Source organism: Variovorax sp. RA8 (genome assembly GCF_901827175.1).
Classification (GTDB): Bacteria; Pseudomonadota; Gammaproteobacteria; order Burkholderiales; family Burkholderiaceae_C; genus Variovorax.
This window is the reverse complement of the sequence record NZ_LR594662.1, coordinates 3,916,384-3,933,910: the sequence shown is the minus strand read 5'-3', so window position 1 is coordinate 3,933,910 and position 17,527 is coordinate 3,916,384. Positions and strand designations below refer to the sequence as shown.

Below are 17,527 nucleotides of genomic sequence, written 5' to 3'. Positions count from 1 at the left end.
ATGAAACTCGATCGAAGCACTTTCACCCGGCCCTGGCGCGCAGCGCTGGCGCCGCTCGTGGCGGCCCTGCTGCTGGCCGGCTGCGCGACAGCGATCCCGGAAGCGCCGAGCTTCCAGGCGCCCGCCCAGTTCAAGGAGCAGGCCGCGGCGCCGGCCGAAGGCCAGTGGACCCGCGCCACGCCCGCAGAGGCGCAGCCGCGCGGCGAGTGGTGGCGCGCCTTCAACGACCCGGTGCTCGATGCACTGGTCGCCCGCGCCGATGCCGCGAACAACAGCATCCAGGTCGCAGCGGCACGGCTGGCCGAGGCACGCGCGCTGGCGCGCAGCACCGATGCCGACCGCTCGCCGCAGATCGGCCTCGGCGCCGGCGCGAGCCGGCAGCGCGGCCTGGACCGCAACCAGAGCACCACGCCCTCCACGCTGATCAACGCGGGCCTCGACTTCTCGTACGAGCTCGACCTCTTCGGCCGGCTCTCGAAGGCCAGCGATGCGGCCCGGCTCGACGCCGAATCGCGCGCCGGCCTGCTGCAGAGCACGCGCCTGCTGGTGCAGGCCGAGACCGCGCAGACCTACCTGGCGCTGCGCGCGCTGGACGACGAGCGCCAGCTGGTGCGCGAGACCGTCGAGGCCTACCATGACACGCTGCGCCTGACGCAGCAGCGCCACCAGGCGGGCGACATCGCCGAGCTCGACGTGGCGCGGGTCGAGACCGAGATGGCCTCCACCGAGTCCGAGGCGCTCACGCTGGATCGCCGCCGCGCCGAGCTCGAGCATGCGCTCGCAGTACTGACCGGCGAGCCGGCTTCCAGCTTCGAGATGAAACCCGGCAGCTGGGCCACCGCCTTGCCCGCGATTCCCGCGGGCGTGCCGGCCACGGTGCTCACGCGCCGGCCCGATGTCTCGGCCGCGCAGAAGGGCGTGCTGGCGGCGCAGGCGCGCGTCGGCGTGGCGCAGGCTGCGTGGTTCCCCAACATCGCGCTGACCGGCGGCGGCGGCTATGCATCTTCGGAGATCGGCGACCTGTTCAAGTGGTCCGCGCGCTCTTGGGGCATCGGCGCGCTGCTGTCGTTGCCGCTGCTCGACGGCGGCCGGCGCGAGGCCGGCGTGCAGGGCGCCAGGGCGCAGTTGGACGGCGCGCTCGCGAGCTACCGCGAGCAGGTGCTCACGGCCTTCAGGGACGTGGAAGACCAGCTCTCCTCGCTGCGCATCCTCGGGGCGCAGTCGCAGGTGCAGGCCAAGGCGGTCGCCTCGGCGAGCCGGGCCACGCAGCTGTCCGACACGCGCTATCGCAACGGCTACATCAGCCAGCTCGACCTGCTCGATGCGCGCCGCAGCGAGCTGCGCAACCGGCGCCAGGCGCTGCAGGTGCGGTCCGCGCAATACCAGTCCACCGTCGGGCTGATTCGCGCGCTCGGCGGCGACTGGACAGTCTGACGCTCGCCCTCAGGTTGGCTCACTTCGTGGAGCCGCCCACCCCCTACCGGGGGCAACACCAGCGGCCCCGGCAAAGCCGGTTCCGCGGTGGGATGTTGCTCCCCCCCAGGTTGGCTCACTTCGTGTAGCCGCCCACCCCCTACCGGGGGCAACACCAGCGGCCCGGCAAAGCCGGTTCCGCGGTGTTCCTGGAATAAGAGGCGCCTCAGGGGCCGGGGGGCTGCGCCGGCGCCAGCCGGCGCAGCGCGGCCGCCCCGAGCGCGAGCGCGCTCGAGTAGCTCGCCTGCGGCTGGGTGGCCGATTTGATGCGGCGGTAGTGCAGGATCTCGGATCCCTCGTCGTCGAGCGCTTCGATCAGCACCCAGTAGAACTTTCCCTCTTCGCGCTCTTCAATGGTGAGCGCCATGTCGCGTAACGAAGCCATCAACCTTGTTCTTTCTATTTTTTTGAGAACGAAAGGCTACAGTTTTCTTCGCGGCGCTGCACAAACCCATCCAGACGCATTCACGCAGAGCGTGAAGGACTTGACGATCGGCGATGCCGGTCGTCCCCGCAGGGCTCGACGACAATCCGCGGATGAATCAAGAGCCAGGGCGGGACAAGGCCCGATGCGTCATGGTGCTGGGCACCACCAGCGGTGCCGGCAAGAGCTGGCTGGCCACCGCGCTGTGCCGCTGGTATGCGCGCCAGGGCTTCAAGGTGGCGCCGTTCAAGGCGCAGAACATGAGCAACAACGCGCGCGTGGTGGCGGGTGGCGAGATCGGCAGCGCCCAGTATTTCCAGGCACTGGCAGCGGGTGCCGTGCCGGATGTACGCATGAATCCCTTGCTGCTCAAGCCCGAGCGCGACACGCACAGCCAGGTGATCCTGATGGGGCAGGTGAGCGCCGAGCTCTCGGCCCTGTCGTGGCGCGGGCGCAGCGAGCACGTGTGGCCGCAGCTCGCCCGCGCGCTCGACGAGCTGCGGTCCGGGCACGACATCGTGGTGATCGAAGGTGCCGGCTCGCCGGCCGAGATCAACCTGATGGACAGCGACATCGTCAACCTGCGCGTCGCGCGGCATGCCGAGGCGCGTTGCCTGCTGGTGACCGACATCGATCGCGGCGGCGCCTTCGCGCACCTGTACGGCACCTGGGCCCTGATGCCCGAGGCGGACCGTGCACGGCTGGCCGGCTTCGTGCTCAACAAGTTCCGCGGCGATGCTTCGCTGCTCGCGCCCGCGCCCGAGCGCCTGCAGGCGCTGACCGGGGTGCCGACCCTCGCGACCTTGCCGATGTGGTGGCAGCACGGTCTGCCCGAGGAGGACGGCGTCTTCGATGAGCGCAGCACGGCCGCCGGCGAGGTCCGGCTGACGGTGGCCGTCGTCGCCTGTCCGCGCATCAGCAACCTCGATGAATTCCAGCCGCTCAAGAACGTGGCGGGCCTGCGCCTGCGCTGGGTGCGCAGTCCGGCCGAGCTGGCGGGTGCGGACTGGGTCGTGCTGCCCGGCTCCAAGAACACCAGCGGCGACCTGGCCTGGCTGCGCGCGCAGGGGCTGGACCGTGCCGTGGCGGACCATGCGGCGCGCGGCGGCGCGGTGCTCGGCATCTGCGGCGGGCTGCAGATGCTGGGCGAGGCGTTGATCGATCCGCATGGGGTCGACGGCAACGGCCCTGGGCTGGGCCTGCTGCCCCTGGTCACCGTGTTCGAGGAAGGCAAGACCGTGCGCCTGCGCGAGGCGCGTTTCGGCGTGCTGAAGGGGCCCTGGGCCGCGCTGTCGGCGGTGACCTTGCGCGGCTACGAGATCCACCACGGCCGCACCGCGCCGCATCCTGCGATGGCCGCGGCCGGCGATCGCGCCGAGGCCGTGATGGCCGAGGACCTGGCCTGGCAGAACGCGCAGGGCAACGTACTGGGCCTGTACCTGCATGGCCTGTTCGAGGACCCGGCCGTGCTGCAGGCACTCTTCGGCGCTCGGGCGCGCACGCTCGAAGCCGTGTTCGACGGCCTCGCCGACCACATCGATTCCCACTTTGAAGCGGGCGCGCTGCGCTCCCTGATCGAATGACCCTTGAACTTCCCGCCGTCGAATCCATCGATGACCCCGCGCTCGCCGGGCGGCTGCAACAGCTGCTGGACCACAAGACCAAGCCGCTCGGTGCGCTGGGCCGGCTCGAAGCCCTGGCCCTGCGGCTGGGACTGATCCTCGGCAGCGAGGCCCCCGCGCTCGCGGCACCGCAGACGCTGGTGTGCGCGGGCGACCATGGCCTGGCGGCGCGCGGCGTCTCGGCCTATCCGAGCGACGTGACCTGGCAGATGGTCGAGAACTTCCTCGCCGGCGGCGCGGCCGTCAGCGTGCTGGCGCGGCAGCATGGACTGGCGCTCACGGTCGTGGACTGTGGCGTGCGGCATGACTTCGAGGCGCGGGAGGGGCTGCGGGTGCGCAAGATCGCGCCCGGCACCGCGGATGCCTCGGCCGGTCCTGCCATGAGCCTCGCCCAGTGCGAAGAGGCCATCGCCAACGGCATGGACCTGGTGCGCGAGTTGCCGGGCAATGCCCTGCTGCTGGGCGAGATGGGCATCGGCAACTCCTCGGCTGCCTCGTTGCTGCTGGCGCGGCTCGCGGGGCAAGACATCGATGCCTGCACCGGCAGCGGCACCGGACTGGACGCCGCGGGGCGAGCGCGCAAGCGTGCGCTGCTGCGCGAGGTGCTGGCGCTGCATGCCGACGCGGGTGGGCCGCTGACCGCGCTGGCGGCCTTCGGCGGCTTCGAGATCGCCACGCTGGTCGGTGCGGTGCTGCAGGCCGCCGAGGAGCGGCGCGTGATCGTGGTCGATGGCTTCATCGCCTGCGCGGCGGTGCTGGTCGCGCAGGGCCTGCGGCCGCGCGTGGTGCAGCGCTGCGTCGCGGCGCACGAGTCTGCCGAGCCGGGCCATCGGCTGCTGCTGGCAGCGCTGGGCCTGGAGCCGTTGCTGAAGCTGGACATGCGCCTGGGCGAGGGCTCGGGCGCCGCGCTGGCCTGGCCGCTGCTGGAATCGGCGTGCCGCATTCTGCGCGAGATGGCTAGCTTCGAATCGGCGGGCGTGTCGCAGCGGGAGGTTTGATGGACGGGCTGCGCCATTTTCTGCTGGCGCTCCAGTTCTTCACACGCGTGCCGGTCACGGGGCGAGTGGCGGCCTGGGTAGGCTTCAGTCCCGCGATGCTGCGGGCGAGCGCGGCGCATTTCCCGGGGGTGGGTTGGCTCGTCGGCGTGGTGGGCGCGGGCGTGTTCGTGCTGGCGCAAACGGGCCTGCCGGGCATGGCCGGCGCGCTGGCGGCTGCGCTGCTGTCGACGATCGCGACCGTGTGGCTGACGGGTGCCTTCCACGAGGATGGACTGGCCGACGTGGCCGACGGCCTCGGCGGCTCCACGGATCGCACGCGTGCGCTGCAGATCATGAAGGACTCGCGCATCGGGGCCTTCGGCGCGCTCGCGCTGGTGCTGGCGCTGGGGCTGAAGATCGCGCTGTTGGCCGTGCTGGCAGGGCAGGGGGCGTTGAGCGCCGCCACGGCGTTGATGGGCGCGCACGTCCTGTCGCGCCTGGCGCCGCTGTTCCTCATCCGATGGCTGCCCTATGTCGGCGACGAGGGCGCCGCGAGCAAGTCCAAGCCCCTGGCCGATGCGATCGGTGGCGGTGCCTTGCTGGTGGGCGTGCTGTATGCGCTGCCGGCCGTCCTGCTGCTGCTGTGCACGCAGCCGCTGCTCCAGGCCGCGGCCGCCCTGGTCGCTTGCGTGATCGCTGCGTCATACATGGCCTGGCTGCTCGCGCGCCGGCTGCAGGGCTTCACCGGCGACGGGCTGGGCGCCACCCAGCAGCTGTGCGAGCTGGCCATCTACCTGGCGCTCGCCTGGCAGTCATGAAGCTCGGTCTGGTGCGTCACGCCGAAACCACGGCAGCGGCCGGCTCCTGCTACGGCCGCACCGACGTGGGCGTGCCGGCGGAGGCGACACGCGCCATCGCCGAACGCATCGCGCCGTCGCTGCCTGCCGGCATCGAGCTCGTCAGCTCGCCTCTGCAGCGCTGCGCGCTGCTGGCGCAGGCCATCGCCGCGCTGCGGCCGGAGCTGCCGCTGCGTGTCGACCCACGCATCGCCGAGATGGATTTCGGCGCCTGGGAGGGCTGCGACTGGCGCAGCATCGAGCGCGCCGAGTTCGACGCCTGGACCGGCGCCTTCGCCGACTCGCGCCCCGGCGGTCATGGCGAGAGCACGCGCGAGTTCATGGGGCGCGTGGGCGAAGCCTTCGACGAATGGCGCGCGACCGCGCGCGATGCGCTGTGGATCACCCATGCCGGCGTGATCCGTGCCGTGTGGCTGCTGCGCGATGGCCTGCGCTGCGCGGAGCGCGCCGACCAATGGCCGTCGCGGCCGATCGCGTTCGGCGAGTGGGTGGTGGTCGAGTCGATGGATATTCGCCAGGCCTAGGCCGGCTCACTGTCTCGACCACACCGGTGTCACAAAAGACCTCGAGGGCGCGGAACGCCCGCTTCACCCTTTGCGGAACATGGTGCGTCGCGTGTTCCGGAACGCCGGCCGGACCCGCGCGCTCCAGGCTGTGCCGCGCACGGCAAGCCAGGCAGCACTGCCCAATGCCTCCGGACTCGCGAGGTCGTAGCAGGCGTAGTAGCGCGGGGAGCCTGCTGCATCGAGGTAACGCGCGGCCCTCACCGTTCCGGCAACGGATGCCAGGCCCGGCAGATGCTCCTGTGCGTACCAGGCGTTGAGATCGTCCTCGTGTCCAGCCAGCACGTCGGTTTCGACGACGTAGTGATAGGGCGCGGGCTGGCCGAAGGAAGCTCCGTCGAGCGCCTGAAGGCACTGCAAGCGGTGCCAGGACATTCCCGCGCTCGTTGCATCTTCTGGAAACGCCAGGTCGCCTGGCACGTAGATGTAGGTCCAGGGGCCCTCCACGGCGCGCCACGACTGCATGCCCGCGGCCGCCCGAACGGTTCGAGGAATCTCGCCGGGTGCGGCGGATGCGTCATGCTTGAGAAGCCAGAGATCTTCCATGGCCCGCCTCCTTCAGTGCGAGACGTTGAGCGCGACGAGCAGGCGCGACACCATGTTGTACGCCGCTACCGTCGCCACGATCTCGACCACGCCCTTGGGATCGAAGTGCTCTTGGACCCTGGCCATGAGCGCATCCGGCACCTTGACATCGCGCGTCATGGCATCGGTCAATTCGAGGACGAGGCGTTCGAGCGGTTCGAACACGTCGGCGATCGTGCCGTTTCGCACGGCATCGATTTTGTCGGCGCCGACGCCCGCCTTCTGCGCATGCGGAACATGGGCGTCGAACTCGAAGCTGGCGCCATTGAGTACCGCGACGCGAAGGATGATCAGCTCGCGAAGATCCGCCGGCACGCCGGTCTGGTTGCGCACGGCGGTGAGCATCCGTTCCCAGCCCGATGCGATCGGCCCGCTGTTGAGAAGGACTTGGTACAGCAGCGAAACGCGGCCACGCTCGGCCATGATGCGGGCCTCGACCTCGGCCAGCTCAGGCCGTGTGCCCGGCTGGACAAGAGGGACGCGAATGTGGGTGCTCGTCATCATTCGGCCTTGATGTTCTTGGCGCGAACCAGCTTCGCCCACTTTTCGGTGTCCTGCTTCTGGATCGCTGCCAGTTCCTGGGGCGTCGATCCGGCAGGCTCGGTGCCCGTCTTCAGCAACTTCTCCCGCACGGCCGGGTTGGCCAGGGTGTTGCGCACCGCCTTGTTGAGCGCCGCGATGACCTCCGGCGGCGTCTTGGCCGGGGCGAAGAGGGCGTACCAGTTGTTGGTGTCGACGCCGCGGATGCCTTGCTCTTCCAGTGTCTTCACGTCCGGCAGGGAAGGGTGGCGCTTGCTCGAGGCAACGCCGAGCGCCTTCAGCCGCCCGCCTTGCAGGTGTCCCAGCAGGCCCGGTACGTCGCCGAAGAAGCCGCTGATCTGGCCGCCCATCAGGTCGGTGATCGCAGGCGCGGCGCCCTTGTAGGGAACGTGGAGCAGCTTGGCACCCGTCGAGTCGGCCAATTGTTCGATGGCCAGGTGGGGAATGCTTCCGGTGCCGGAGGAGCCCATCGGCGTCGGGTCGGCCTTCTTCTTCGTCGCGGCGACGAACTCGGCCGCGTCCCGGGCGGGGTTGCCTTGCTGCGCGACCAGCAACTCGACGTTGTTGACGACCAGCGAGACCGGCGCGAAGTCGCGCTGCATGTCGTAGGGAAGCTTCTCGTAGAGCGAAGCATTGATCGCTGCCGCGCCGACGCTGGTGAACCAGAGCGTTCCGCCGTCGGGTGCCGACTTCATGACGTCGACGGCGCCGATCGCGCCATTGGCACCGGGCTTGTTGTCGATGATGACCGTGCGGCCGAGCTCCTTGCCGAGCTGTTCGGAAAGGGTGCGCGCGACGGAGTCGACCGGGCCGCCGGAAGTGAACGAGACCACGATCCTCGTCGTCTTCGGCTGGGCGTGAACAGCGGCTCCCAAGCCAAGGGCGAGGACCGCGGCGAGCAAATTGCGTTTGACCATGTATGTCTCTCTTCGTTTGTGTTGCGTGAACGTTCAGTCGCAGCGTGCAGTCATGCCGCCGTCGACGACGAGCTCCGTACCTGTGATGAACCTGGCCTCGTCGCTGGCGAGGTAGAGCACTGCGCTGGCCGTGTCCCGGCCGTCGCCCATGAAGCCGATCGGAATGCGCTTCTGGCGCTGCGCGAGAAGAGCGTCGACGTCACCGCCCGCGCGCTGCTTGGCGAGTCGTGTCTCCACCATCGGGGTGTGCAACTGGCCTGGCACCACGCAGTTGACGCGCACGCCTTGCGGGGCATGCTGCACAGCGACCACGCGGGACAGATGGATGACGCCCGCCTTGGTGGCGGCGTAGGCGACCTGCGCACTCCCCGTCCATCGCAGGCCCGAGGTGGAGGCGATGTTGACGATCGAGCCGGCGCCCTTGGCGAGCATCGTCGGCAGCACGTGCTTGCAGGTCAGGAAGACGCTCTTGAGGTTGATGTCGATCTGCGAGTCCCAAACCTCTTCGGCCAGCTCCACGGGGCCGCCTGCGGCGGAGCCACCCACGTTGTTGACCAGGATGTCGATCGTGCCGTAGGTCTCCATGCAGGCGGCTGCCATGGCAGCCACGCTTGCGCTGCTCGTCACGTCGCAGACCCAGGGCGTGATCGACGCGCGCGCGTCGCCGGCCAGGTCGAGGGTCTCGTCAAGTCGGGCGCGGTCGCGGTCGACGGCCAGGACCTTGGCGCCTTCCTCCGCAAGGCGGACCGCGATGGCGCGGCCATTTCCCCAGCCTGCACCGACGCATCCGGCGCCGGTAACGATTGCGACCTTGTTCTCGAAGCGAAGGTTCATGTGTTGTCTCCAAACTGATAGAGGGTTTGCGGATTGATCACCAGCAGGGCCTGGCGCGCGGATTCGGTGGGTGCGATCTCGGCAATGAGGTCGACCAGTTGCTGTTCGTCAGGTATCGGGCCCGCGTGGTTGGGATGCGGCCAGTCGTTGCCCCACACCACGCGATCGCCGAACTCGGCGACCAATGTCCTGGCGAAAGGCTGAGAGTCGGCATAGGGCGGACCGAGCCGGGTGATGCGGTCCATGCCGCTGACCTTGACCCAGAAGCGCTCATCAGCCATCAGCTTCAACAAGGCCTGGAAGTTCGGCTGGTTCATTCCGAGCGCGGCGTCGATGCGGCCAATGTGGTCGATCACCACAGGCGTCGGGCAACGGCGCAACGCCGGCGCGAGATCGGTCAGCAACGCGGGGTCCCCGTGGATCTGCAGGTGCCAGCCCAGCGGCGCGAAACGTCCGGCCAGCGCCAGTACTTCCTCGATCGGCACGTGCCGGCCGAGATGCCCCATGAAGTTGAACCGCACCCCGCGGAAGCCCGCCGCATCAAACCGTTTCAGCTCGGCGTCCGCGACATCGGCCGGCAGCAGCGCGATACCGCGGTAGCTCGAGGGGCGCGAGGCCACCGCGTCTTCGGTCGCACGGTTGTCAAAACCGTGGCAGGCCGACTGCACGACCACACAGCGCTCGAGCCCGAGTCCGTCGTTCAGCGCGTACAGGGCCTCTTTCGGTGCATCCGCCTTCGGGAGGAAGGTCGCATCGGGCGCGTAGGGGAAGCGGGCACCAGGTCCAAAGACGTGGCAGTGGGCGTTGCAGGCTCCGGGAGGAAGGGGGAAAGTCATTGCGCCAGTGTCGCAACGGAAGCGAAGCTCCGTAAGGACAATGCTGCTATACCCGCTATGCTTGGCGGCTATGGAGCTTCGTCAATTGCAGTACTTCGTGACGGTGGTCGACGCAGGCAGTTTCAGCCGCGGCGCGGCGGTGCTGAACCTGGCTCAGCCCAGCCTGAGCAGGCAGATCGCCCTGCTGGAGGCCGATCTCGGACAGCGCCTGCTCGTGAGGACGGGGCGCGGCGTTGCACCTACTGAAGCCGGCGATGCTCTGCTTGTCCATGCGCGTGTGATGCTGGACATCTCCCGGCGCGCTCGGGACGAACTGCTGGAGATGGACGAAAGCCCTGGGGGTCGAATCGTGGTGGGAATGCCGCCGCGGGTGGCATTGGGCTTGAGCACGCCACTTGTCCAGAGGTTCCGTGAGCGGTTTCCGCGCGCGGTGATCACCGTGCTGGAGGGATTGAGCGTCGCGCTGAGGGAGTCGCTTATCGCGGGCAAGCTCGACCTGGCGCTCCTCTTCGACCCCGCGAGCTCACCGCAACTTGCGTTTGCCCCATTGATGCGCGAGAAGCTCCTGTTGGTCGCGCCCCCGAAAAGCAAGCTACCGACGCGGGTCAGCTTGGCGGCGCTCGCCAACTATCCGATGGTGCTGCCGAGTGCGCCGAACGCAATTCGGCATCTGCTCGATTCCGTGCTTGCTTCGCGCGGCATTCAGCTCAAGGTGCTCGCCGAGGTCGGGGCGGTCCGAACGGCGGTTGCGCTCGTGCAGACTGGAGTGGGCTGCACGGTGCTCCCGGAGAGCGCCTTGGGTGCCCGCGGCGATGAAGTGCTCCCTCGCGCACCGATCGGTCCGCCAAGCATCTGGAACGCGTTGGTGCTCGCAACCCCGAAGGCGCGTCCGGGGACCCGTCTCACCCGAGGGACCGCGCAGTTGCTGCAGGAACTCGACTTTCGCCAGCGCTAGCTGGTGAGAAGGGGCGATGGATCGCCACGCGGGTCGGTCGCCTTCATGAAGCGAGGACGTGGCCGTATCGCGCGACAAGGGGCATAGCGGACGGGCATAGCTGATATAGGTCTCGTGTCCTTACCGGCAGTGGCAGTGCCGAAGAAACTCGCCGGCATGCCCATCGAACCCCCATCAAATCCCGTCCGGCAGCTGCATGCGTCGAGCAAGCTCATCTCATACCGCCCGAAGCGTTCGGGCGAAGCGGTCCAGATTGAGTTCAATGATCAAGGAGCAGGTCCGATCATTTGCATCTTGCCGTCGCTGGCTCGCTCGGGACGTGACTACGACGAAGTCGCCGCCAAGCTGGTCGCCGCGGGATTTCGGGTATTGCGCCCGGAGCCACGCGGCGTGGGCTTGAGCCGCGGCTCCATGGAGAACCTGGATCTTCACGACTTTGCTCGCGATGTGGCCGCAGTCCTCGACCATGAAGCGACGGGCCCGATCGTGGTCGTCGGGCATGCATGGGGCAGTCAGCCCGCGCGTACGCTTGCCGCAGATCGTCCCGACCTCGTGCGCGGCATCGTCATGGCCGCGGCTTCTGCAGGCAAGCTCCCTCCCGGATCGACGGAAAAGCCTTACAGCCGGCTGCGCGACGCGATTGACGGCGCGGGCGACCTGACCCTTCCGACAAGCCGAAGACTGGAATGCCTCAGCAAGGCCTTCTTTGCGCCGGGTCATGACCCGAGCGTCTGGCTCGACGGCTGGTTCCCGGCGGCACATGAGGCGCAAGGTCGGGCGCGCGAGATGACGCCCGTTGATGACTACTTTTCTGGCGGCGACAGCGTGCCCATTCTCGACCTGCAGGCTGAACACGACGCTGTCGTCATCCCCGACGTCATGAAGCCGTACCTGGGTGATCGGGTCACCGTCCAGGTTGTCCGTGACGCAGGGCACGCGATGGCTCCCGAGCAACCGCAGGCCATGAGCGATGCGATCGCCGGCTTTGCGCGCGCGGTGTATTCCGAGTAGCGCTTCTCGCTTCCCAGCATCCGGCCGGGGACAGGCGGCAGTTGGCCGCCGGGGGCTTTCCGGCATCTGCCTTATCAACCAATCCAAGGAGACATACCGTGTTGAAGAGAACCATTTCGCTGGCGAGATTTGCCCTGCTGGGCATCACCTTCGCAAGCGCCCAGGCGTGCATGGCGAGCGACTATCCGAACAAGCCGATCAAGATGGTCATCCCGTACACCCCGGGCGGATCGATCGACACGGTCGGGCGCATGGTCGCAGACCAGCTGCAGCGACAGCTGGGCCAACCCATCGTCATCGAGAATCAGCCCGGTGCCTCGGGCGTGCTGGGATCGCTCAACGTCAAGAAGGCGAAGGCCGACGGCTACACCCTGCTGTTCAATGCCTCGAGCCAGGTCTATATGCCGCTTGTCGTCGCCAAGAAGACTTACGACGCAGAGCAGGACTTCACGCCTGTCGGACAGATCGGCTATGTGCCGCTGGTCGTCGCGGTGAACAACGATGTCCCGGCGAAAAGCCTGAGCGAATTCGCCACGCTGGCCAAGGCGAATCCCGGCAAGTACACCTGGGCGACTTCCGGCCTGGGAACGACGAGCCACCTGAGCGAGGAGATGATCAATCGGGCACTGAAGCTCGATATGGAGATCATCGCGTACAAGGGTGCGGTACCGCAGCTGACGGATGTCGTCGGCGGCCACGTGTCAGCTGCTGTCTCACCCATGCCCGGCGTTCGCTCGTTCGTCCAGGCAGGGCGGTTGCGCGCGCTTGCCGTCACAAGCAAGTCCCGCGTCGCCAACATGCCGGACGTGCCCACCGTGGCCGAGAGCGGCATTCCTGGCTTCGAGCTTCTCTCCTGGTATGGCATCTGGGGACCAGCGGAGATGCCCGTGGCGGTGACGAACCGGCTCAATGCCGAGATTGCCAAGGCTGTCGACACGCCTGCGCTCAAGGCCAAGTTCGCAGAGCTGTCCTTCGTCCCGGCGAAGGGGAATCCCGAACAGTTCAGGAAGTTGATCCGCGAGGACCTGTCGAAGATCGGCCAGGCGGTCAAGGAAGCCAACATCAAGATCGATTGACCTCCAGCGCGGCCAGGGTGGCTTCCACATTCGCTGAGAGATCGAGCAGCGGGCCCCCCAGCACCGCCTCGGTCTCCACGATGCTGGCCTTCGTCGTGACGCTCACGTTGAGCACATAGACAGGCCGGCCTTCCAGCACGATCGGCGTCGCGAGTGCGACCACCTCCGGCTGCCAGGAAGCCGAACAATAGCCGCGCTCAGCCACGCTCCGGATCGCGCTCTTGATCTCTTCGCGAATCTGGTTCCACCCGCTCCCGCGTCGTTCGCGGAACTGCGCCATGAGCGCGCGCCGGCTGGGCTCGTCGGCGGCCGCGAGGTAGGCCCGACCCAGCGAGGTGAGTTCCATGGGGACTCGCTGTCCGGCGACGACATTGCGTAACGAAACCCTGCGGTTGTAGCGGACCGATTCGAGGTAGACCATTTCTTCCCGGTCCGCAACCGCCAGGCCGACATTGATGTGCAGCTTTTCTGCCAAGGTCTGCATCAGCGGCGCGACCGCGTTCAACACCGGGGAGCCTGCGCGCATGGCGTGGGCAAAGCTCAAGACCGGTGCTGCAAGGCGGTAGGCGCGCAGGTTCCGATCGTGTTCGAGCATCCCGACTTCGACCAGCGTCTGGGTCAGGCGACTGACGGTAGCGCGTGAAAGTCCGGTGCGCTCCGAGATCTCGCCGTTTCCCAGCAAGTCGGAACCGGGCCTGAAGGCCCGCAGGATCTCGATCCCGCGCTCGAGAGACCGGTTCAGCGTGGGGGCTTCGAAATGCTGGCGTCTGGACGACATGGACAAGAGCTCGGGATTGAGGGAGTGGCGACAGTGTAATTCCATCAAATGGAAATTAGGGGGTGCGCGAAGCGTTGCGCAGACCTAAGCTGGCGGCACTCGATGAGAACAACCAAGCCGCCATCGATTCACGTTTCGCCCGTCCTTCTTCCACTTGGAGACAAACATGCAAAAGCGCTTGCCCCTGGCACGCCTCAGGATCGCCTCGGTCCTTTTTTCGATCGCAGCAGCGGCCGCCGCCACCACAACGCCGGCGTTTGCCGCCTTCCCCGACAAGCCTGTCAAGATAGTCGTGCCATTTGCACCGGGCGGCGGCACCGATCTGGTCGCCCGGACCATGGGCATCGCCATGGGCGAGGCGTTGGGTCAGCCGGTCATCATCGACAACAAGCCCGGTGCGGGCACGATCATCGGGACGGACGCGGTGGCGAAGGCTGCTCCTGACGGTTACACGATGGTGATGGCAACCGTGGCGCACGTTGTAAACCCCAGCATCCAGAGCAAGCTTCCTTACAACTACGAGAAGGCCTTTGCGCCGGTCATGCTGGTCGGCGTCTCTCCGAACGTGCTGGTGGTGCGGGCAGAGAGCCCTCTCAAATCGGTCAAGGACCTCATCGACGCAGCCAAGGCGAACCCGGGCAAGCTGTCGTTCGCGTCGCAAGGCGCGGGCACGTCGGCGCACCTCGCGGGTGAACTCTTCAAGAACCTGACGAAGACGAACATCACCCACATCCCCTACCGCGGCGCGGGTCCGGCGATCACCGATTTGCTGGGCGGCCAGGTGGACGTCATGTTCGCGACCGCGGCTGCAGTGGGCACTTTCGTCGAAAGCGGCAAGCTGCGTGCGCTGGCCGTGACCACGGCTACGCGATCGCCCGCCCACGCTTTGGCGAAGGTTCCCACGATCGCGGAAAGCGGCGTACCCGGCTACGTGGCCGACAGCTGGTATGGCCTGTATGTGCCCGCAGGCACTCCGGCCGATGTCATCGCCCGCCTGAACGCAGCCGCCAAGAAGGCAGTCCAGACGGAGGCCTTTCGCAAGCGCGTGGAAGGGGAGGGCCTCGTGATCAATGGCGGCTCGCCCGCGGACTTCGACAAGTACGCCAAGGGTGAGGAAGCGCGTTGGCGCAAGGTGGTCAAGGAAAACAACATTACGAACGAATGACGGAGACGTTGAAATGACCGAACGACTGATCGAGCTCGAAGTTGCAGACGGCATCGCCACCCTGTGGCTGAACCGTCCGGACAAGCGCAACGCCATGAGCGACGACATGCGCACGCAATTCATCGCGGCGCTGGAGCATGTGACGTACGACAAGGCGATCCGAGCATTGGTGCTCACGGGGCGCGGCAAGGGCTTCTGCGCCGGTGGTGATGTCGCCGGCATGGAGCGGCGAATGCAGGCGCCTGCAGGCGAGGTCGGCTTCAACGGGTGGAGCCGCCAGCAGCGTGTGCACCACACCCAATCGCTGCTGCACTCGATGCCCAAGCCAACGATCGCTGCCGTCAACGGGGCTGCTTCCGGCCTGGGTGCCGACACGGCGCTGGCGTGCGACTTCATCATCGCTTCGGATGCGGCGAGCTTCACCTGGTCATATATCCATCGCGGCATCGTTCCCGATGGCGGTGGCATGTACTTCCTGCCGCGCCGGGTAGGCCTCTCGAAGGCCAAGGAACTGATCTTCAGCGGCCGGAAAGTCGAGCTTGAAGAGGCCCTGCGTCTGGGCATCGCCGATCGCCGGTCGGATGCCGAGACCCTCGTCCCCGACGCGCAGCGCTGGGCGGCCGAGATGAGCAAGGGATCGGCCACTGCGTTGGCGCTGGGCAAGACGATCCTCAACCAGAGCTTCGAGCTGTCCGCGCACCAGGTGTTCGCCCAGGGCAGCCAGGCGCAGGGCATTTGCTACACCAGCACCGAGCATCGCGAATCGGTGATGGCGTTCCTGGCCAAGAGCAGCGCAACAAGGGGGGCGACGAAATGACCGAACTGAACTCCATCAGCAGGCTACTCAAGCCGCGCAGCGTCGCAGTGATCGGCGCGTCGGCGGATGCTGCCAAGACCGCTGGCCGCCCAGTGGCCTACCTGCGCAAACACGGCTTTACGGGCGAGATCTACCCGGTCAATCCGCGTGTCGGTTCGATCGATGGCCTGACCTGCTATCCCGACATCGCCTCGATTCCCGGAACACCCGACGTCGGCATCGTGCTGCTGGGCGCCGAGCGCGCACACCAGGCCGTCCGGGAACTCGCGGCGAAAGGAACGGCTGCCGCGATCGTTCTCGCCAGCGGGTACACCGAGACCGGCGAGGAAGGTGCGCGTCGCCAGCAGCAGCTCGTTGAGGCGGCCGGCAGCATGCGCATCCTCGGCCCGAACACGATCGGACTGGTGAACCTGACCGACAACATCGTGCTCTCCGCCAGTGGCGCGCTCGAAATGGATCACTTCCCGGTCGGTGGTATCGGCGTGGTCTCGCAAAGCGGGGGCATCCTCGGCGCGCTGCTTTCGCGTGCCGCTGCGCGCGGGATTGGCCTGTCGAAGCTGATCGCGACCAGCAACGAGGTGGATCTGGACCTGGCGGATCTTGTCGATCACCTGGCTGACGATGCGGACACCAAGGTCATCGCCCTCTATGTGGAGAGCGTGCGCAATCCCGGGAAGTTTCGCGCCGCTGCCCTGAAGGCGGCTCGTGCGGGCAAGCCTGTCGTCGCGTTCAAGATCGGTCGCTCCGAAGCCGGCGCGAAAGCCGCCGTGTCGCACACCGGTGCGTTGGCGGGCGCCGACAGCATGTATGACGCGTTGTTCAAGCAGGTGGGCGTTATCCGTGCCCAGACTTTCGGGGACCTCCTCGACATCCCGGTCGCACTGGCCACGGGTCGCAGGCTGCGCGGCAAGCGCGTAGCCATCCTGACCTCGACGGGTGGCGCCGGAACGTTGGTATCGGACGATCTGGGCATGCACGGATTCGAGACACCGGCCCCGGATGCTGAAACGGCCGAGGCCTTGCGCGCGCTGCAGAGCGGCGATCACGCGGTGCTCGACCGCAATCCCATCGACGTGACCTTGGCCGGCCTGCAGACGGACCTGCTGCGGGGCGCCATCAACATCCTGCTCAAGAGCCCCAGCTACGACGCGCTGGTGATCATCGTCGGCTCGTCCAGCCTGGCCATGCCGGAGCTGATGGCAGGCGCCATTCAGGATTGCTTGCCCAACTCGGACAAGCCGGTGATCGCCTATGTGAGCCCGCACGCGCCCGAAGTCGGGGCGTTGCTGACGCAGCGTGGGGTCCCCGCCTTTGCCGCAGCCGAAAGCTGCACCACCGCGTTGGGCGCGATGCTGAACGTCGGCAGCTGGCAGGAGCCGAAGCCATCCAGCGCGCCCGACGCCGTGCTCATCGACGAACTGCCGGCAGGCTCCCTGGATGAGGCCCAGGCCAAGCAGTTGTTCACCCGCTTCGGCGTGCCCTGCGCGCGCGAGGTGGTGGTGACGACGCCCATGGAGGCCGAAGCTGCGGCGCGCGAGCTGGGCGATCGGGTCGTGCTCAAGATTCTTTCCGCCGAGATCACGCACAAGAGCGATGTCGGCGGCGTTGCCGTGAACCTGACGGCCGAGACGGTGGGGGCGCGCCTGCGGGCGATGGCCGCCGAGGTCGAGAACAAGGCAGGCGTGCGGCCCCAGCGCTTCCTGGTGCAGGAAATGGTGGGCGGCGGCACCGAGCTGATCCTGGGCATGCACCACGATGTGTTGGGCACGGCCATCCTGCTGGGCATGGGCGGCATCACCGCTGAGCTGTTCAAGGACACCACGATGCGGCTGTTGCCCTCCCAGGGTGGTCTGAGCCGCGACGATGCGCTCTCCATGGCGCGTGAGCTGAAGACCTGGCCGTTGCTCGACGGCTTCCGTGGCCGCCCCAAGGCCGATGTCGAGGCGCTGGTTGATGCCATCGTCGCCTTCTCGAAGATGGCTGCCCAGCTTGGCGAGCGCTTGGTCGAGGCCGAAATCAACCCGGTCTTCGTGCTGCCGCAGGGGCAGGGTGTGCGTGCCGCTGACGGCGTGGTCCTCATGGCCTGAGCATTGGAGT

Annotated in this window: 18 protein-coding genes; 11 read left to right on the top strand and 7 right to left on the bottom strand. The window is 67.5% G+C overall.

The features are described from left to right. Positions 1-1,434: an efflux transporter outer membrane subunit gene (locus E5P3_RS18405; RefSeq protein WP_162587286.1), complete on the top strand. Its 1,434-nt coding sequence runs from the start codon at positions 1-3 to the stop codon at positions 1,432-1,434. A 205-nt stretch (positions 1,435-1,639) separates the two neighbouring features. Here the strand turns inward: E5P3_RS18405 and E5P3_RS18400 are convergent, their stop codons facing one another. Further along, positions 1,640-1,858 (bottom strand): hypothetical protein, encoded by a 219-nt coding sequence (locus E5P3_RS18400; protein ID WP_162587285.1) that lies wholly within the window; start codon positions 1,856-1,858, stop codon positions 1,640-1,642. 152 nt (positions 1,859-2,010) lie between these two features. On the opposite strand from E5P3_RS18400, the gene E5P3_RS18395 reads away from it, so the two are divergent. The 4 genes from E5P3_RS18395 to E5P3_RS18380 are packed head-to-tail and all read left to right on the top strand — an operon-like array spanning position 2,011 to position 5,877. Continuing rightward, complete coding sequence (locus tag E5P3_RS18395; RefSeq protein WP_162587284.1) at positions 2,011-3,480, top strand: cobyric acid synthase; 1,470 nt, start codon at positions 2,011-2,013, stop codon at positions 3,478-3,480. Beyond that, positions 3,477-4,517 (top strand): nicotinate-nucleotide--dimethylbenzimidazole phosphoribosyltransferase, encoded by a 1,041-nt coding sequence (gene cobT, locus E5P3_RS18390; protein ID WP_162587283.1) that lies wholly within the window; start codon positions 3,477-3,479, stop codon positions 4,515-4,517. The genes E5P3_RS18395 and cobT overlap by 4 nt, the downstream gene beginning before the upstream one ends. After that, positions 4,517-5,314: an adenosylcobinamide-GDP ribazoletransferase gene (locus E5P3_RS18385; protein ID WP_162587282.1), complete on the top strand. Its 798-nt coding sequence runs from the start codon at positions 4,517-4,519 to the stop codon at positions 5,312-5,314. The genes cobT and E5P3_RS18385 overlap by 1 nt, the downstream gene beginning before the upstream one ends. Further along, on the top strand, positions 5,311-5,877 hold the full coding sequence (locus E5P3_RS18380; protein ID WP_162587281.1) for a histidine phosphatase family protein: 567 nt from the start codon (positions 5,311-5,313) through the stop codon (positions 5,875-5,877). Before E5P3_RS18385 ends, E5P3_RS18380 begins: the two co-directional genes overlap by 4 nt. A gap of 63 nt (positions 5,878-5,940) precedes the next feature. On the opposite strand, the gene E5P3_RS18375 is transcribed toward E5P3_RS18380, so the two are convergent. Genes E5P3_RS18375 through E5P3_RS18355 form a run of 5 tightly spaced genes read right to left on the bottom strand, consistent with a single transcriptional unit; the run spans position 5,941 to position 9,628 of the window. Continuing rightward, the gene (locus tag E5P3_RS18375) at positions 5,941-6,462 is read right to left on the bottom strand and encodes a DUF4286 family protein (RefSeq protein ID WP_162587280.1); all 522 of its coding nucleotides are present in this window, start codon (positions 6,460-6,462) and stop codon (positions 5,941-5,943) included. A 12-nt stretch (positions 6,463-6,474) separates the two neighbouring features. After that, positions 6,475-7,002 (bottom strand): carboxymuconolactone decarboxylase family protein, encoded by a 528-nt coding sequence (locus E5P3_RS18370; protein ID WP_174263143.1) that lies wholly within the window; start codon positions 7,000-7,002, stop codon positions 6,475-6,477. Beyond that, a complete protein-coding gene (locus E5P3_RS18365) occupies positions 7,002-7,958 on the bottom strand; it encodes a Bug family tripartite tricarboxylate transporter substrate binding protein (RefSeq protein WP_162587279.1) in 957 nt (318 codons plus the stop codon). The genes E5P3_RS18370 and E5P3_RS18365 overlap by 1 nt, the downstream gene beginning before the upstream one ends. 33 nt (positions 7,959-7,991) lie before the next feature. Beyond that, on the bottom strand, positions 7,992-8,792 hold the full coding sequence (locus tag E5P3_RS18360; protein WP_162587278.1) for an SDR family NAD(P)-dependent oxidoreductase: 801 nt from the start codon (positions 8,790-8,792) through the stop codon (positions 7,992-7,994). Beyond that, positions 8,789-9,628: an amidohydrolase family protein gene (locus E5P3_RS18355; RefSeq protein ID WP_162587277.1), complete on the bottom strand. Its 840-nt coding sequence runs from the start codon at positions 9,626-9,628 to the stop codon at positions 8,789-8,791. The genes E5P3_RS18360 and E5P3_RS18355 overlap by 4 nt, the downstream gene beginning before the upstream one ends. A gap of 70 nt (positions 9,629-9,698) precedes the next feature. On the opposite strand from E5P3_RS18355, the gene E5P3_RS18350 reads away from it, so the two are divergent. The 3 genes from E5P3_RS18350 (at position 9,699) to E5P3_RS18340 (ending at position 12,670) form a co-directional block, all read left to right on the top strand. Beyond that, positions 9,699-10,583, top strand: coding sequence for a LysR substrate-binding domain-containing protein (locus tag E5P3_RS18350; protein WP_162587276.1), 885 nt, complete (start codon positions 9,699-9,701; stop codon positions 10,581-10,583). Between the two features lie 156 nt (positions 10,584-10,739). Beyond that, complete coding sequence (locus E5P3_RS18345; protein WP_162587275.1) at positions 10,740-11,594, top strand: alpha/beta fold hydrolase; 855 nt, start codon at positions 10,740-10,742, stop codon at positions 11,592-11,594. A gap of 98 nt (positions 11,595-11,692) precedes the next feature. Then, positions 11,693-12,670 carry a Bug family tripartite tricarboxylate transporter substrate binding protein gene (locus E5P3_RS18340; protein ID WP_232073196.1) on the top strand — a complete coding sequence of 326 codons (978 nt, stop codon included), beginning with the start codon at positions 11,693-11,695 and terminating at the stop codon, positions 12,668-12,670. Here the strand turns inward: E5P3_RS18340 and E5P3_RS18335 are convergent. Continuing rightward, positions 12,657-13,448, bottom strand: coding sequence for an IclR family transcriptional regulator (locus E5P3_RS18335; RefSeq protein WP_162589742.1), 792 nt, complete (start codon positions 13,446-13,448; stop codon positions 12,657-12,659). The two genes, E5P3_RS18340 and E5P3_RS18335, sit on opposite strands and share 14 nt — an antisense overlap. A gap of 166 nt (positions 13,449-13,614) precedes the next feature. On the opposite strand from E5P3_RS18335, the gene E5P3_RS18330 reads away from it, so the two are divergent. From E5P3_RS18330 to E5P3_RS18320, 3 genes are read left to right on the top strand one after another with little or no spacing between them, the layout of a single operon-like run. Next, on the top strand, positions 13,615-14,613 hold the full coding sequence (locus E5P3_RS18330; RefSeq protein ID WP_162587274.1) for a tripartite tricarboxylate transporter substrate binding protein: 999 nt from the start codon (positions 13,615-13,617) through the stop codon (positions 14,611-14,613). Positions 14,614-14,626: 13 nt separating this feature from the next. Then, positions 14,627-15,430, top strand: coding sequence for an enoyl-CoA hydratase/isomerase family protein (locus E5P3_RS18325; protein ID WP_162587273.1), 804 nt, complete (start codon positions 14,627-14,629; stop codon positions 15,428-15,430). Next, complete coding sequence (locus E5P3_RS18320) at positions 15,427-17,517, top strand: acetate--CoA ligase family protein (RefSeq protein WP_162587272.1); 2,091 nt, start codon at positions 15,427-15,429, stop codon at positions 17,515-17,517. The genes E5P3_RS18325 and E5P3_RS18320 overlap by 4 nt, the downstream gene beginning before the upstream one ends. The last annotated feature ends 10 nt before the right edge of the window (positions 17,518-17,527 follow it).